The organism is Chitinophaga jiangningensis (genome assembly GCF_900142605.1).
Classification (GTDB): domain Bacteria; phylum Bacteroidota; class Bacteroidia; order Chitinophagales; family Chitinophagaceae; genus Chitinophaga; species Chitinophaga jiangningensis.
The window spans coordinates 124,257-141,997 of sequence record NZ_FRBL01000003.1 but is presented as its reverse complement, the minus strand read 5'-3'; the positions used below and the strand labels follow the sequence as shown (position 1 = coordinate 141,997).

The following is a 17,741-nucleotide window of genomic DNA, read 5'->3' as shown; positions in this document are numbered from 1 at the left end:
GTACTATGCGTGTTAAATGTACTGCACCAGCTGTCCTTACTCTACTGCTATTCTGGCTAACGCCTATTGCAGTGAAAGCGCAATCCTATACCAGTATTAAAAAAGTGCTGAACGGCGCTTTGAATGAAATTGTAACAAATGCCGAAATAACAGTACAGGATAGTGTTTATTTTAATGCTACCCTCATCGGAAAACTGGAAGGGCAATATCCGTTAAAAAACGCGGTGACGCTAAAGATCAACGAGTACAGTAACGTATACATCAATACGCCGTATACCGTTACTGCTGACCTGCTGATCAGTTATATTGGCAGCGATAACACACTTCGATCAGTTACAAAGCAATTACAGGTAAAATATGATACTGGCAGAGCCTATACCAACAACGCAGGATTCGTATTTAGCAATGCGCATCAGGTAACAGTAAAAGTACAGAGTATCACCGCAACCGTTCCCCGGGTATTGAAAACAGTGTTGCTGGAGAATGAAATGCAGGTAAGACCTGTGTATAAATTGAACCGGACTGCGGATGCAGTTCAAAACATTCAGTTGGCCTCTCTCCCACTGCCAGAGTCAGATGAGGCAACAGCTACCTGGAATGCAGTATTAGGCGCGGATGAGTATGATGTAGAATGGGCATACATCGATTCCTCAGTTATTGCCAGCGGGAGGTATGGCAGTCCCCTTAACTATGAAAAAATATTTAATAACAACGCTACCCGCGTCAGTATTGCTGGTAACAGCTATTCGATCCCACTACTCTATGACAATGGAGGATTCCTGTATGTGCGGGTACGTGCAGTTTCTATAAAAGCGGATAACACCCGCTTCGAAACCGTGTGGAGTAATGCTATCGGCAACGTTGCCACGATGGGTTATCGAGGTCATCAGCGCAACCTCAACTGGCAGTCTTCCATCAACTATGCAGAAGATGGAAAACGCAAAGCTGTTGTAAAATACTTTGACGGAGGACTTCTGAACCGGCAAACCGTTACGAAGGACAATACGACCGGCACCACCATTGTTGCGGAAACGCTCTATGACAGACAAGGACGCCCAGCCATCCAGGTATTACCGGCCCCTACTCTTTCCAATATCATACAGTATACGGCACGATTTAATACAGACATTAACGGAAATGAGTATGATAAGTCATTGTATGATACTGTCATATCTTCACGCGACATTATAGATGCCGCAGCACCTGCCATGGGAACTAATTCAGGCGCTGCGCAGTATTATTCCCCCCAAAGTCCTTTTGTTACAGACAGTATACATACAAATTTGCCCAATGCAGGTGGTTATCCTTTCATGGAAACTATATATACCAGCGATAACACTGGCAGGATCAGCAGGCAGGGTAACGTAGGTCCAGCATTCAGAACAAATGGTACTCATGCTACCAAATACTACTATGGTAGTCCCAGCCAGGAGGAATTAGATCGGTTATTCGGCACGGAAGCCGGAGACGCATCCCATTATTTCAAAAATATGTTGCAGGATGCAAATGGGCAGTTATCGGTTATTTACACCGATATGCATGGCCGTACTGTTGCAACCGCCCTGGCAGGCACAGATGATAACAGCCAGTTAAAAAGTCTGCCATCCAATCACCCCGCTACGGTGCTGGATACACTGAGTGGTGCATCAAATACACAAGTTGTGAATAATGCCTTACTTACTCGCAGGTCATTGCTGGTTGAAACAGATACCCGCTATACTTTCAAATATGCACTTACGCCTCCTGTACTGAAGATCCGTGACTGCAATAACAATGAAATCAATTATACGGCAAAATATGACCTGGAAATTCGGATTACCGATGACGTAAATAATCTGCTTCTTCCCGGCAACCAAGCATTTGTGAAAAGGTACACTATCGCTTCTCATGTAACAGATACCTTTTCCATATTTCTGCCCAGAGGCAACTATGAGGTAACAAAAAGCCTACTGATCAACGAGGTTGAAATGAAGCGTTATCGCGATAGTATATATCTTCCGGGGAGTGTGTGTATTAACCAGGACAGTATTATCCGTCAGCAACGCATTCTACTTAATGGATCCAGCTGTGTACCTGACTGTAGCTCCTGCAAAGCTGAGATCGGGAGCCTCCCAACATTCACCGTCGCGTATATGAACCGAGCAGGCCTGAATGTGGCAGATTCGGCTGCCTACAGGACAGAAATTGCAACCGCCTATACCCAGCAGATAGACTATTGCAATAAACTTTGTAACAGCATTCCCCAGGGCGACAATCTTAAAGCAGCCATGCTACAGGACATGACTCCCCCTGGTGGCCAATACACTAACAATACAGACACCACCGACAAATATTCCATCTTTTTTGAACTGGGAACGCAAACGGACGCAGTATATAAGAATCCTTCCATTACCTACCTGAATGAAGAAGGAAAGCCTGACCTGGTGTATGATGAAGACATGCAGCGAATGGTATTGCCACAGCAATTATCACCGGATCAGTTCATCAATAAATTCAAAACCTCATGGGCACAACAACTACTGCCTTATCACCCGGAATATTGCAGGTATGTAGAATCACGGAAATATGATGACAGCAAGCGCTGGGAGGACGATGTACGATCGGTTGACACCTACCAGGAAGCACTTACCAAAGGTTACCTGAATCCCACTGCCAATAGTAGCTATAGCACTGCTTATGGTACGCCAGTAGGTGCTAATAAAGACCCATTTGTAAATATGGGAAGTAACACTACATTGGTAAATACCTTCCTCTCTTCTTATATTAAGCAAGGCACCACAAATTACAATATCTGGGCAGTGGCCGCAGCCACTACCATATGCTCACAGAATATTTGTTTATCTACTTACCAGGGAGAATCAAATGTTTTCAGTAAAAGTGGCTTATGCACTGGTGATAAGGACGCTATTTGGCGGACCTTCCGGGAACTGTATCTGCAACGGCGTGATTCGCTTATGAATGCGGCCATCCGAAATATAGGTTGCAGCCCGACTCCCACTCAATTACTGACCAAAGGTAAGTTCTCGCATTTCGCAGCGGTACAGGACCAATTGGTAAGGAATGGCCTTGGCGGTATCAACATTGGCAGTACGCAAACCAGTGTACAACACTTTGCCGATTCTGCCGGAGCCAGTTTTAAAAATGATGCCTGCAACAGCTATGTGGATACCTGGATGAAACAACTCATAGGTTGCAATTACACCCCCTACTGGACGGAGATCAAGGCCAGGCTCCTTGCTGTATGTAAAGCTGGCACCGACATTGATCACCCAATGGGAGCGAGTTCCGTTCCATATAACAGCATCTTAGGTGATTCTTCATTTGAAGATGTACTCACAAAATTCAAGGTCGCACATCCTGAACTGAATGTACCTGCCGGCTGCCCTACACTCCTTACTATTCCAGCCCCTTATTATGCACAACAGCCAGGGGTAACCAGACGTACTGCTATACCTCCTTCAGCATGTGAGTGTACCAAAATAAGGGAAATTAAGTCATCATATGATCTTGCAAAACTTTCAGGGGAGTCGTTTTCTCAATACCTCCTTAGAACACAGCAGCTTCGCATGACAGAACAACAGCTGAATGACTTGCTAAATGCTTGCTCTGGCCAGAGCTCCTGCGTGTATATAGATAGGGAGCTGGTTATACCTCCAGCTTTCCAATGTTATACAGCACCACCTTGCGCCAGGTGTGCTGCAGTAAAAGCAGTTAGTGATAGTTTTGCACACACCTACCCTGGCATCCTGCCAGACAGTATTGGTATTGACTCATTACAGCAAATTTATAACCAGGTATATGCTAACTATATGAATAGCAGGCTGGGATTTAGTTTCCAGTCAGGCGATTACCTACAATTTCTGGATAGCTGCTCAAGAACCGTATTCATTGACTCTATTGTCACACAACCTAATTATACAAGAGCCTCCTTTAATTATGGCAGTGGCCTTACTATCAGGGATGCACGTCCTACCGGTGATGGCGGATACGTGTTTGTGGGCAGTATCTACAATGCAAGTGGTGTCACGGTTCCATTTATCTCAAAAGTAGACAGAAATAGTAATCCTGTATTCCAGAAAACGGTGGCTTCCAAAGGGATGACCAGTGGCTTCTTCTACCGGGTGATGGTAGCCAGCGATGGAAATATTGTCGCATGTGGTGTGAACCTCGGTTCAGAATTCAGCGGCAGCGCCATTACTGTAGATAGTCTTCCAGCATTAAAGGGGGCAGGTACCATGGTAAAATTCAACGAATCTGGTACAGTCCAGTGGGGACAAGGATTTAATAGTAATCAGGTTGAGCTCATCCGGCAGGTTATAGAATTACAAAATGGTGACTATGGATTTATGGGAGATTGGAGTTACCCCGGGGATGTAACCCCAGCTCAATGGATGGTGGGCGTAATGAGTAATGCAGGAACCTTGAGATGGCGGAAGCGTATTAAGAATATGCCTAACCATTGCTTATCCATCAGATTGCTGGAGGACAATGACACCCTGATTTTAGCAGGGATCCTTGTTAAAGCGCCTGAGGTTTTATTTCAGCCCCATCTGCTCAGGTGGAATAAGACTACGGGGGCATTTTTGCCATCATTTTACATTCATACTTCCTTTAAAACGGATATGAATCAGTTTGATAAACTTCCGGATGGCACCTATCGGATCAGTGCTATATTATCCAACAGTAACGGAGCTACCAGGGGGCCTTTGACCATCATAGATGTAAGTGGGGATGGGGTCATACACCGACAGAAAACACTTACAGGAGTGGAAACCTTTGATTTTGGGTGGCTTGCTGCCAGCCAGCAATCGGATGGTTCGATATTCTTCGGCTTAGAAAGGACTGATGGCCCTGGTCCGGTGTACCTTATGAAATATAATAGTGGTAATACGGGCACATTTTCCTGGAGTAAAAAGCTCACTAACATCTCCGGATTTACAAAATGGACAGGACCAATAGGCAATAAAATTGTGTCACTCGGTACCAGTGGCTCGGCTGCGCAAATATATACGTTTAACAATTCTGCAGCAGCAGATTGTGAAACAGCAGTTACCGCACCTACTGCTACCACTCCATCCTACCCTACGTACAGTTTTGTTGTTGATACTGCCAATATTGTTAACCTGTTGGGGGTTGGTTTATATGGCAGGTTGGATTTGAAAGATTCAAGTATTGCCGTTTCACCGACTTATAATACCTGCGGTACCGGCACGGGTAATATAACAAACGTCCATTACTATACCGGACCATGGTTATGCGGGCAGTCACGACCTACGTTTGAACCTGCTGCTATCGACACCATCAATAACTGTTCTGACAGCTCTTTTTATATCGTCAATTCAGCCGCCGAAATCTACAAAGCGAAAATTGATTCTGCCAGTGTCGATTTCATTTCAAAATATTTACAGTCTGCCCTCAACGCAGCTGCCAGCGAGCAATTTACGGTCGCCCACAAAAAGGCGGAATATCATTATACCCTGTACTATTATGACCAGGCAGGCAATCTTACTAAAACGATTCCTCCTGCCGGTGTAATGCTGGATACCACAGCCACCTGGTTACAACAAGTACGTGCTGCCAGATCCGCTGGCACAAATCTTACGCCAGCACATGGATTTATAACAAGCTATCGCTACAACTCCCTCAATAAAGTTACTGACCAGGTATCTCCAGATGGAGGCCAGAGCCATTTCTTCTATGATAGAATTGGCAGGTTAGTAATATCCAGGAATGAAAAACAGGGCCGAAGTAGCATGTATAGCTATACGACCTATGATTCCCTGGGAAGAGTACATGAAGTTGGTGAAATCACAGCTTTATTCGGATTTTTTGACTATATCACTCGTGATCCAGCCACGCTAGCCATGTACCTCGAATATTTCGCCAGCTCCAGAACGCAAATAGTCCAAACAAATTATGATCAGCCCTATTACGGTTACCTGGGGACTCCTTCCCCATTGGTACAACGTAACCTGCGCAATCGGGTATCCTGGGTGTCATATTTCGACAATGCAGTGGACATGGACACCTATTCCCGTGCCACCGCCTACAGTTATGATACGCATGGCAATGTAGACACGCTCTTGCAAGATTTCCGGAGCGGTGCTATGAACAGTAGCTTTAACCGATTCAAAAAAATTGCCTACAATTATGACCTGATCTCTGGCAAAGTGAATAAGGTAAGCTATCAGCCAGGAAATATTGATGCGTTCTATCATCGATATCGATACGATGCTGAAAACCGCATTACCGACGTGGAAACCAGCTCGGATGATTTTCATTGGGAAAAGGATGCTTACTACCAATATTACAAACATGGCCCTCTGGCTCGTAGTGTAATCGGGCAGCAACAGGTACAAGGCATTGATTATGCATATACATTACAGGGATGGCTGAAGGGAGTAAATGGTGGCTCTTCAGCCAACGCCTCGGACATGGGCCACGATGGCAAATCTGGCACCTATACGGCCAAAGACGCATTTGGATTCAGTTTGCATTATTATGGGGACAGTGACTATGTAGCAATTGGATCATCTGATAAGATAGCAAGAGGGGCTGCCAGCAATACCACTATGTTCAAACCCTTATTCAACGGTAATATCGCCGCAATGGGTGTGAATTTGCCAAAATTCGGTACTCCAATACTCTACATTTATCAATATGATGTACTAAACAGACTTAGTGCTAAACTTGCGACTAATGGCTTCAATGGCACCACTAATACCTGGAGTCCGATAGCCATGGAAGACCTCAAAGAAGAACTATCTTTTGACGCCAATGGTAACATTTCAGCATACAGGCGAAATGGCAATACAGCAGTGGCAGGTAATCCACTTGTTATGGATAACCTCACCTATGAGTATTACCCAGGTAAGAATCAGCTTAACCATGTGGAAGACTCTGTAGGTAACAGCAACTACACAATCGACCTTGATGATCAGCCATCACAGAACTACGAATATGACTCAATTGGCAACCTGGTTTCTGACGAGGCCGCCGGTATCGATAGTATACGCTGGTCAGTATATGGGAAAATTACCCGTATCAAAAAGAATAATGGCACCGTAATTACCTATGCTTATGATGCTATGGGAAATCGGGTCAGCAAAGATGTTGGTGGCATAGGGACATATTACGTACGTGACGCCAGTGGCAACATCATGAGCATTTATACAGCTGGAGATATTGCCATTAACAGTGGCGACATGACACAGGTAGAAACATCGCTGTATGGTAGTAGTAGATTAGGTGTATTAAATCAGCGTATTAACGTAAAAAACAGGGTCCTTCCCGACACAGTTTCACTCACTGGCGCTGGTTATGGAATTATTAGTATATTTAATAGAGGAAACAAGGTCTTTGAATTAAGTAATCACCTGGGGAATGTTCTCACTACGCTGTCTGATCGTAAGCGACCTATTAGTACTAATGATAGTCTTATAGATCGGTATGAACCGATAGTGTTAAGTGCGCACGATTATTATGCTTACGGAATGTTGATTCCTGGAAGGAATGGCAGTTTGGATACTAGTGGGAATTGGACAGTAAATGGAGGGGATTATAAATACGGGTTTAACGGACAGGAAAAGAGTGATGAGATCAAAGGAGAAGGCAACAGCTACAATGCAATGTTCTGGGAGTATGATCCAAGGGTAGGTAGAAGATGGAATTTAGATCCTAAGCCAAATGTTAGCATAAGCCCATATGTAGTATTCTCTAATAGCCCGATTCAATATAATGATCCACAGGGAGATTCGATTGCCCCTTTAACGACTTTTGAATTACAAAGAATAGCTCGACCTCTTGCTGGAGATAGGCAGGGAGTGAGGTTCAATAAGTTTGTAGGTAGGGTTTTTGAAGGATTGGCTTTGGAGTCACAAGGTGCAATGGCCAAGAATGTAGTTAAGTACACTTCAATAGAAAGATTTCAAAAGACCGGTGGAAAGGTAAAAGATGTAATTCCAGATGGAATCACTGCTGTGACCTATAAGAGGCTCGACATTGCATTTTTACAAATATCGACTGTGGTTTTACCCAATAGCCACTTTTATGAAGTAAAGGCAGTCGATGGGACAATCAATTTATCATACAGTAATTATCAAATTCTGGGAGAGCTAGATGCAATTAAAAAAACACCTGGATATTCTGAGAAAAGAGCTCTTTTCACTTTTGTTACAACAGCAAATACTAAAATTGGACTTGATGTTGTAAATTATGCAACTAAAAATGGAATTCAATTGTTTCAAGTCACAGCAAATTATGAAACTGATAATGATAGAATTTATTTTTCATACCCAAGAATGTTAAATTATGGAGTTTGGCCTAAAGGCGATTTTAAACCATTGCCGTTCACATTTCATCCAGCATGGGAAACACCGCAAATACCAAATGATCCGGACCCCAATGACGCCGACGTCAAATAGGTATTTAATATCTATTATTTTTTCCATTCTATGTTCAATTAATATCATGGCTCAATCCAAACCATTACCGCTAAGTAAAAAACAAATAAAGGAGAAAGTGGCATCAGGAGAATTTATCCTGGATGCAAAGTTATCCGACAAATATAATTCCCCAACATACAAGTCTCGCAATGGCAACATAATAACCGTTAATAACAAAGGAGGATTTATTTGGAGTTCCTTATCTGATATGCTAAGGTTATTTGAATTAGATTCTGAAAATACAGAGGCTTATGATTTGTCTAATTGGATCACTGATATTCAGCAACTTAAAGAGCTTCCTTCCAATACTCTGGATGTTTTGTCAGCTGAACTCAAAATAAAACTTGACTATAGTGAAAATTCACTTAATAAACTGGATAAATATTTCCAAAGTCAAAATCGCATTGATCGTCCGGTATTTTTATCCTTAGTTTATTATTCTTGTGAATTATTATCCCAACGATTAGGTGGCACAGTCACTGTTGATAAACTAGACGCTCAATCAGGATATACCCTAGTTGTGAAAGATAAGAAATCAAGAACATATATGCCATATGTAGACTTAATTGAGTGTATTCTAGAAAAAGAAAAATGCAGCTTAAAGGAGATTATAGATCTAGAGTCCCAGCGCTACAAACTAATGGACGGAGCATAATTATTCTAGTTAATATGAGCTATCTAAATGCTGCCTCTATAGCATAGATATATTAATGTATAATATCTTAACAATTAAACTGTTCAATACTGTGAGTGGTTCAAATAGATGCAGAATTCACCTTCGTTCAATTGCACAATTTACAATCAATAACTCTGTCCACGCAGGAAAGGAATATGAATGGACCATTGAAACGATTAGGATTTAAAGAAGCTAACAGACTAATAAAGGAAAGTGAGGGAAAACTTTCTTTACCGCTCAAGTATAGATATCATTATAATATTTATGAACTATCCACCGGTGAGGCAATTGTTCTTTTTGAAAAACACGTTTTTTTATATTCCTCAGTTAAAAATGTAGAGTCGTACTATCAGTAATTGCTGCAGAAGCAAAAAGAACAACTATCTTCTCATATTTTAGAAGGGAGCTTGCAAAACAACTGTTCGCTTCAAAGTCGTCAGCTCTCTCTGTGCAAATACTTAGATAAGAATTTTGGAATAAAGGAATATTCATTAAACGGATTCCAGCAACTGGATCAGTTTTTTAATAAACAATCAAAAAGAATAGATGTGGATCCCATATTATTTACTAAAATTGTCTATTATGTAGGAATACTGTATCTCAAAACTAACCCAGACAGCCATTGGAATTTCAGTCAAGTTTCACAAAACCTTTGTGAACCAACACTTATTTCAGCAGACAAGGTTTACAACCCATATTTCTTCGTATACAAAGAATTATATGAGGAATGGCTGGAAGGCCGATCGGTAAGTTTGTATCAACAATTTATAGCTTCCAAATGAATTATCAATAATCTAACACATGTTGAAGGTGAAAAAAAATGTAGGTCAATAGCCTTTGAAAGCTTTTTGAATTACCTTAAGAGTTTTATGCGATAAGATGTAAGCAGTAGCAACACAATCAACTAAATTACATATCATTCCTATATAGTAGTCGGTTGTGACGGCGGCCATTTAACTTAGTTAATGAATCTCCCCTATTAACAATTTGGCTCGCATATTCAATTCTATTCGTCGTAAGCTGTAAGTCAAAAAAATGAACCCAACTTTCCAAAAATCCTATGCAATCCAGTTTGCAGTCAGGATCAAAAATAGTAATGAGGTGGTAATTTTTTCTCATATAATGGAATCAAGTGATTTCCCAGTTTCTAGTGTTTGTGAAGAGCATATTTGATTCAGAGGAATGAACAATGATTTTAAAATGATATTTCTATAGAGAAGGAGCATGCACTTTCTAAGTAATTCTTTAACTTCCGGAAAGTGAATACTTACCCCGAAAGCGTCATAAATAGGGTTAGGATCATTTCCTCGCATGATGCCCTTTTTAAAACCAAATAGCAAAATTTCAGTCAATATTCCATTCGGCTGCAAATAAAATTCCTCTTCAGTCTCGCTTGAAGGGATTGGGTAGAAAAACTGCAGCCCAATTTTCCGAAACGTATCTGCAATAGGAATTAAGCGTTTAGTTAATTCCCCTACAAAAAGTTTTACATCTGTATTAGCCTCCTCTATTTTTTGAATAAGGCCACTAAAAGAATTTAAATGGGAATCTACGCCTACACATTGAAGCAGAAAATACTGTAAGTCCTCTGTGGTCAAAAGTTCCTTTAATTCCTGTTCAACTGCGTCAAAGACTCTTTGAATCTCAGAGATAACATGACTATTAATTTTACTTGAACCATGTTGTAATACTCCACCTGAATTCTTTCTTTCACTTCTCGGCTTTGTCTGTACAACTGATTTGCTGAATCTACCCGAAAAATATCCGCCTGGCATCGAATCTACATCATAATCAAAGCGAAAACCATTTGACTTAATGAATTTTCTACCGGTTAAGACAAACATCTCGTTCTCGATATTAATGTCCAGAATATTATAGCCAGGCTGAAAATCTGCTTTTTCTTCACCGGTATCGTTAAAAGCGGATCTCCCTCTCAAAGCAATATAGCCACCGTTTGTTGAAAACAATTCCTGGAATTTGTGTGAATGGGAATGTCCGAAGATTGCAAAACTGAAATCGTAAGATTTCAGAATATTATCTATAATTGCTGCTTCATTATTATTTAGATCTTCCAGTGGATGATGGAAAACAGCAATATTTAGGACAGTATTTTCTTTCTCGAAATGCTGTTTAGCGTTAAATAATTGATTACTTCCAATGAAGTGTTGTTCTTTCTTCAATTTACTGGAACAACGCCATGAATCATTAACTAACACGAAGCCTATCCTCTTTCCATTTACCTCCATCGTGTACAACGATTCGTTATTTGAATACAAATATCCTGGATTCTTTAAATGATAATGCTTTTCAAATTCCTTAAACTTCTTTATTCTGTTATTATTATCATCAAATTTACTTCCCATTGTTTCCAGCATGTTATTAGCCATCTTACAATTGAGCTTTGTTGATAACTCGTTTTCAATATTCTCTGCTATTAGTGACCTTTCAATATCGTGATTGCCGGGTATAAATAAAACCCTTTCTTTTGATAATTTTAGCTTGTCGGTAATAGGGTTTAAAAGTTCTTTTTCAAAAATTGCATAGGGATCTTCCCCTCCAAAGGATTGACCGCCTTTATCTATTAAATCTCCACTTATTAGGAGTATGTCAACAGGTGCATCTTTCGAGAACTGGATAAGATCGGCAATCAGCGCCTCCCTATAGTAATTCTTAAGGTCTGTCAGATTCTCTTTTGACAAGTGAATGTCAGAAAGTTGAACAATACGCATTTTTAAATAATTAGTCATTCTTTTTTGATAGAGTCAAATATAAGGATTTCGCTGTTTCATTTGTGTAGTCTATTCTAACAAATTTTTGCCTCAGTTTGTATATTATTCCTACGGTAAATTAAGAATATTGCCAAAAAAATAGTCTCACTATGTCTTTGGGACTAATTACATGAAAAATTACCTAATTGCAGGGTACATCTCCAGTTACATTACTTTTGGTTGCCCTGTTGTCTTCAGGAATTCCAGCTGTTGATATAAAGAAATAAAAAGTAAAGAATAGAATATGAATATTTATTTAGTACATTATATACAATGTCAATATTTCACGAGGTATTGCAATAAGTTATTAACCACGAATCCCAATACAATTAAGGAAATTCGTTTTAGCGATGCACGATAATACAGATAATAGTTGGTAACAACTAGAAAACTTAAACTAGCACTCAACTATGTAATAACCTATGGCGTATCAATATTCTGTGCCTTTAATAATACCTTGTTCCATCCCGCCCAACGTGATTTCTGCAAAGAATAAAATAATCGAGTATCAACATCATATATCACGTCCCCATGACTACTCACCAACAATACCATGTTTAAAATCTTTAAGAGACAATCCATAGATACCGATCAACTTGCAGCAATTTCTGATCTCCTTAAAGTACAGATGTTGGGAGGCGACATTACTGTATGCTCTGAAGAATTTCATATAATTTTTACTATTACCATCCCCATTTATAAATAATAGGAATTATGGCTAAAAGAAAGTATTGAAAAATTACATTCCTTGCACACAGCATCTCTAAACACTATAGAAGCTTTGGAAAACTGAGAATAGAGAGTGTGGAAATAAACCGAAAATACGAAGAGATATTCTCAGAAATGATTAAAAAAGAAGAGATTTCTAAAAAGCTTGACGATAACCTTCCGGATGAGTTTCTACCTGCTTCTACGATGATACTTAATTTCAATTATACATGTACAGTGGAACAGTACCTAACCTATTTTTTACCAAACATGCGTGAGGTGATAAAAGTTAATTATATTCATGGGCAATTAAATAATCCGGAAAACCCATTGATTTTTGGATTTGGTGATGATTATGATAGAAATTACGAAGAACTGGAAGAATCTCCAATGAATGAACTTAAAGAGCACCTTAAGTCATTCTGGTATTTTAGGACGGAAAATTATCATAATTTGATAAAATTTATTGAAGCGGATGATTACCAAGTCTATATTATGGGGCATTCATGCGGCCAGTCCGATAAGACCATGTTAAAGATGATTTTTGAACACCCCCAATGTAAAGCTATTAAAATCTATTACCATCAAAAGAATAAATATGAAAATGATTTCAAGAAGCTAACTTATGAAATTGCCAGACACTTCTCAAATAAATTGAAAATGCGTGAATTAATTACACCGCTAAAAAAATGTATGCCGCTACCTCAAGCAAACGTGATCAATCACTATAAAAAAGTGAAATAGCTACGATTTAATCTGACAGTTAGGGTTAATTTTAAGTAACCACACACTTTTCATTAACCCTTTAAACTGCCAGAGATGAATGTAGCAACTAAGTTTATCAAAAACAAAGTATGCTTACTCAGACTAGCTGAAGTATTGGGAAATGTATCCTAGGCTGGTAAAAATTCGGTTATAGTCGTGATAGCTTCTATCGGTACAAAGAGCTATATGATGAAGGTGGAGAGCCAGCTCTCCCCACCTTAAGTACAGAAATCTCCCAAGAAATACTTTAGGCTGCCTTAATAATCTCAGAATAGAGCTTAACTGTCAATTTGCCATTTTCACTAAACAGTTGTTTGGCCAATCTTCCCATATTCAATGCGATATTAGCATTGCTCACCTGCGCATAAATCTGCGTTGTCCTAATATTTTTGTGACCTAACATTTTGGAAATTGTTTCAATTGGAATACCATTTTCCAAACAGACAGTAACAGCAAAAGTATGGCGAGCCACGTGAGTAGATAATTCAAATGAAATATCACAGAGATCGCCAACCTCTTTAAGATAGCCATTATAATTTGAATAGCTTTTAACCGGCAACAGCTTATTATTTTCGATACAATAAGAATCATTCTTATATTTATCCAATATTTCAGCTGCTATTGGTAATAATGGCAAACATTCTTCGCTACCTGTTTTTTGACGGTCAATACGAATCCATCTTTTCCCATCAATGCCTGTAAAAACCATTTCTTTAGAGAGTCCTTGTATTTCATTAAAGGCATAGCCAGTAAAACATGCAAACAGGAATACATCCCTTACATGCTCCAATCTGCCAATAAGCTTTTTCTTATAAATCGTGATCAACTGAAATAGATTCAGCACATTTCTTTTTGGTTGTTTATATGTACTCGTAAACTCAGACCAAGGATTTTTTTCCACCCAGCCTTTCAATACGGCTATGGATAATAACTCCTTAGTATTTTTAAGGTACTTCATGGCAGTATTCTTACAAATTTTCTGGTGCACCAGAAAAAAGTGAAGCATTTCATGCGGATGGGAAGGTGCTACCTCCATAAGCGGTATGTCTTTCTTCTTCATGGTGAAGTCAAGAAAGGATCTGATTTTCTTTTTGGTTACCTTCCAGCGTTTTAAAGTACTAGCTGATCTTTCGCCGGCTTTAACCAGGGCAACGAGTTTACTGTATTTATAGTTTAATGTTTGGCAGAGGGTTCTTGGGGCTGAAGTTTCAGTTCTAAATAAATCAGGCAATACTAATCCTAAATATTTGCTCTTGAGTAGTTCTGCCGTTACCAGTTGCTGTCCCCTGGTTAACATTTTATACAATGACACCAGGTCATTCAGTGTGTTCTCCACTTTCTGATACACCTCCATCCCCTTTTTCTTATTCGCCACCAAGGCGAGGTTAACATTTTCGGTTGACTGGTCCCATTGGTCTGGATTGATCTTTATACTCAGTGATATCTCTCTACGTATTCCCTGGACAGTTATTCTCGCAATTATTGGCGCATCGCCATTGGCATCAATTTTTGATTTTTCTGGAAGAAAAAGAACGGATAGTTGCTTGTTAATTCTCATTTCTCAAAGGTTTTATGGTTTGGAAATAGCCTAAAACCGCTTTCACACAAAAGCATTCGGGTACCAATATAAATCACACAAACTGGTACCCGAAGAGGTACCCGAATAACTTGCGTGACTTTATACTTATTTGTTTGAGAAATATTAGCAGACCTGCTGTAGCTGAAGATTTTAAACAAAAAAGGGCGACTTTGAGTCGCCCTGTGTGATCCCGCTGGGACTCGAACCCAGGGCCCATACATTAAAAGTGTATTGCTCTACCAACTGAGCTACGGAATCAATCACCCCCGATCGTTTCGGGAGTGCAAAGATAGAAATTATTTAATTCCTGCCAAATTTATTTCATTCATTTTTAATGATTTATCGAATGCGGATTATACGTATATATAACAGATCCGCTACCAGAGCCGGTTCCACCGTTATAACGCGCATCCAGCATCTTCATAAAATATCCACCCACCACACTACGCGCCTGAAAACCAACCTGCCTGCCATCAGTAGTTTCATGCCAGTCAGATAACGGAACGCGTGTAACCGTTTCCGTTATGTATTTGTACAACGGGTCCACCAGCTCCTTAAATTCATCCGTGGATGATGCCAGCGTAGCCGTCCAGATAATCCAGTCCGACTTCGTATAGGTTTTGCGACTATCAAGCGGCAAACCAAACGCCTGCTGCTGCTTCAGGTACCAGCTTACCTCCTGCTCGTACAGCGACTTCGGAAACAGGTTAAAGCCCAGCACACGGTCCCATACCAGATTGTACTTCTGACTCCAGGAACCCGGCTTGTCAAAAGCCAAACGGTAATGATCCGCATCTGCAGCCAGTTTCATCCAGTTGGCAGCCATCGACTGCGCACTGTCACTGTAACGCTTCGCCTCCGCTTTGTACCCCAGCATTTCCGCCAGCATCGCATAACTGCGGATGCCAGCAATCGCCTTCAGCGATAGGTTGGTATTATGCGCCAGATGCCCCGCAAAATCATCGGTGCATAGCTGGTTCTCCGGATCAAAACCCGCTTTCAGCAGATACTCCGCCCAGGTAGTCAGCGTTTTCCAATGAGCCTTCGCATAGTTGGCGTTACCTTCCGCTTTGGCAATTGCCCCGGTAAGAATCAGCATATTGCCGGATTCTTCTACCGGCATATCTTCGCCGTACACCTGCCCGCTTGCAATGGGATACGTCCCCAAATCATGTGCTGCAAAGGGTTTCGGAAAACGACCACTCTCCGAATACTCGAAAATGCCCGTCATCATCCCTTTCAGCAAATCAGGATTATACAGTAAAAACATCGGTGCCGATGGATACGTAATATCCACCGTATTGATACAACCATTACTGAAATTCTCTTTTGATAAAAACAGCAACTCCCCTTTCGGACCACGTACCAGCGTGTGCGCCGCTATCGCCTGACGATACGCCAGCTCACAAAGTCGCGCATACTCCCTGCCACCGGCCGCCGCAGCTTCCTTTTGCAATGCTTCATCAAACTGTAAACAGCGACCTAATATCTTCCTATAATCCTGCATCGCACTTTTCAACTCCCGATCCATCGTAGCCGTAGCATCGTTTTTCCACCAGGCTTTCAGGCGCTTCCCGAAATATTCTACGGCATACAGGTCGTCATAACCAAGCAGAAACACCCTGGCAGGCATCGCCGTTATCCCTTTTCCCACTTTGCCTATAGCCGCTTCCGTTACCAGCGTTTTCGTTTTATCTGCATTATCCACGATCCACTGCTTCACGCCAGGACCCTTGCTGGTAGCCACATACATATACCCCCAGTCGATGCGGATATCATCCCCTTTCTTTTGCAGCACCGGCTGCTCTTTGGTACCGGCTTTCAAAATCGTAAGATCGCCACTGTTGTATTGACTGGCTTCCACCGGCTGCCCGGCATTGTTCACACATACAGCGGTACTAACGCCCACCTGTACACGCACCTCATGCGCCTGGTCATCTTCCGCCAACGCATGGCAAGCCAGGTAAGTTACCGGGCGGGAAAGCAGCATCAGGTCGTCCATTAATAAGGGAGAGATAAAAGCCATCTCCATATGTACCGGCCCGCATTTGAACTGATACACGGTTTGCGTGGCATGCACTTCCACGGACTCCTGTATTGCCTTATGCGCCGCCCCTGCAGCGGGTTTCACCTTTTTAGCCAAACCGGCGGATAAATAGGCACCGCCAGCCGTATTCTCCACATGTATTGCCAGTAAATTATTTTTTTGTTTAAGGAGATGTGGATCCAGCGCTATCGGAAAGTACTCGTCGCGGCCATTCCAGCCCTTACGGGAAAATATCTCCTTCCCGTTCAGATGCACTACAATATTGTCATCGTGATGAAGTTTAAGATAAAGCGAATCCGACGCCACCTGCGCCAGATCAAATGTTCTTCTCACAAATAGATCCTGACTCTTCCACCCTGTTTCACCGGCAGCAGGGTTGTCACTAAAAGGCATCGTGCCTTTCTTCCATTGCTGGTCATTATATTGGGGAGATGTCCAGTCGCCCGATGGAGCGTCTGTCAGGTATTTCACTGCCCCTGCGGTCGTCAGCAGCTCCTCATACGTATCAGGCACACTGCCCAACACGGTATAAGGCACCCCATCCACGGTCACCACCCCGGTAATGGGTTGCGCCGTGCCTGTCCAATGCCGGGTGCTGCTGTTCATAATAGTATCCGTTGACGACCAGATACTGAAGTAAGGATGGTGGGTTACCAAAGGATATGATGGCGCCTTCTGCTGTGCTACTACTGCACCGGCTCCCATCAACAGGGTACTCATAATAAAGCGGATATGCCTCATAACGTAACTGGAA

General features: G+C 41.4%; 6 protein-coding genes, 1 tRNA gene and 1 pseudogene. 4 read left to right on the top strand and 4 right to left on the bottom strand.

The features are described from left to right. Window positions 1-5: 5 nt before the first annotated feature. Window positions 6-8,423 carry an RHS repeat domain-containing protein gene (locus BUB18_RS08125; RefSeq protein ID WP_073079771.1) on the top strand — a complete coding sequence of 2,806 codons (8,418 nt, stop codon included), beginning with the start codon at window positions 6-8 and terminating at the stop codon, window positions 8,421-8,423. 46 nt (window positions 8,424-8,469) lie between these two features. Beyond that, on the top strand, window positions 8,470-9,099 hold the full coding sequence (locus BUB18_RS08120; protein ID WP_073079769.1) for a hypothetical protein: 630 nt from the start codon (window positions 8,470-8,472) through the stop codon (window positions 9,097-9,099). Between the two features lie 1,136 nt (window positions 9,100-10,235). Here BUB18_RS08120 and BUB18_RS08105 read toward each other — a convergent pair. After that, window positions 10,236-11,849 carry a metallophosphoesterase family protein gene (locus tag BUB18_RS08105; RefSeq protein WP_178372102.1) on the bottom strand — a complete coding sequence of 538 codons (1,614 nt, stop codon included), beginning with the start codon at window positions 11,847-11,849 and terminating at the stop codon, window positions 10,236-10,238. Window positions 11,850-12,692: 843 nt separating this feature from the next. On the opposite strand from BUB18_RS08105, the gene BUB18_RS08100 reads away from it, so the two are divergent. Continuing rightward, on the top strand, window positions 12,693-13,340 hold the full coding sequence (locus tag BUB18_RS08100) for an AbiH family protein (protein WP_083549580.1): 648 nt from the start codon (window positions 12,693-12,695) through the stop codon (window positions 13,338-13,340). Window positions 13,341-13,415: 75 nt separating this feature from the next. Continuing rightward, window positions 13,416-13,573 (top strand): annotated as a pseudogene (locus BUB18_RS29945) (helix-turn-helix domain-containing protein); the annotation flags it as partial. A 35-nt stretch (window positions 13,574-13,608) separates the two neighbouring features. Here the strand turns inward: BUB18_RS29945 and BUB18_RS08095 are convergent. The 3 genes from BUB18_RS08095 to BUB18_RS08085 form a co-directional block, all read right to left on the bottom strand. Continuing rightward, window positions 13,609-14,919 carry a site-specific integrase gene (locus BUB18_RS08095; RefSeq protein ID WP_073079762.1) on the bottom strand — a complete coding sequence of 437 codons (1,311 nt, stop codon included), beginning with the start codon at window positions 14,917-14,919 and terminating at the stop codon, window positions 13,609-13,611. 206 nt (window positions 14,920-15,125) lie between these two features. Further along, window positions 15,126-15,198: transfer RNA gene (locus BUB18_RS08090), tRNA-Lys, on the bottom strand. A 73-nt stretch (window positions 15,199-15,271) separates the two neighbouring features. Further along, window positions 15,272-17,707, bottom strand: coding sequence for a glutaminase domain-containing protein (locus tag BUB18_RS08085; protein WP_245805628.1), 2,436 nt, complete (start codon window positions 17,705-17,707; stop codon window positions 15,272-15,274). Window positions 17,708-17,741 lie beyond the last annotated feature (34 nt).

Excerpts from the sequence above, each read along its gene's own strand:
- BUB18_RS08125 (WP_073079771.1), top strand. The coding sequence starts at position 6 with ATGCGTGTTAAATGTACTGCACCAGCTGTCCTTACTCTACTGCTATTC.
- BUB18_RS08120 (WP_073079769.1), top strand. The coding sequence starts at position 8,470 with ATGGCTCAATCCAAACCATTACCGCTAAGTAAAAAACAAATAAAGGAG.
- BUB18_RS08105 (WP_178372102.1), bottom strand. The coding sequence starts at position 11,849 with ATGCGTATTGTTCAACTTTCTGACATTCACTTGTCAAAAGAGAATCTG.
- BUB18_RS08095 (WP_073079762.1), bottom strand. The coding sequence starts at position 14,919 with ATGAGAATTAACAAGCAACTATCCGTTCTTTTTCTTCCAGAAAAATCA.
- BUB18_RS08085 (WP_245805628.1), bottom strand. The coding sequence starts at position 17,707 with ATGAGTACCCTGTTGATGGGAGCCGGTGCAGTAGTAGCACAGCAGAAG.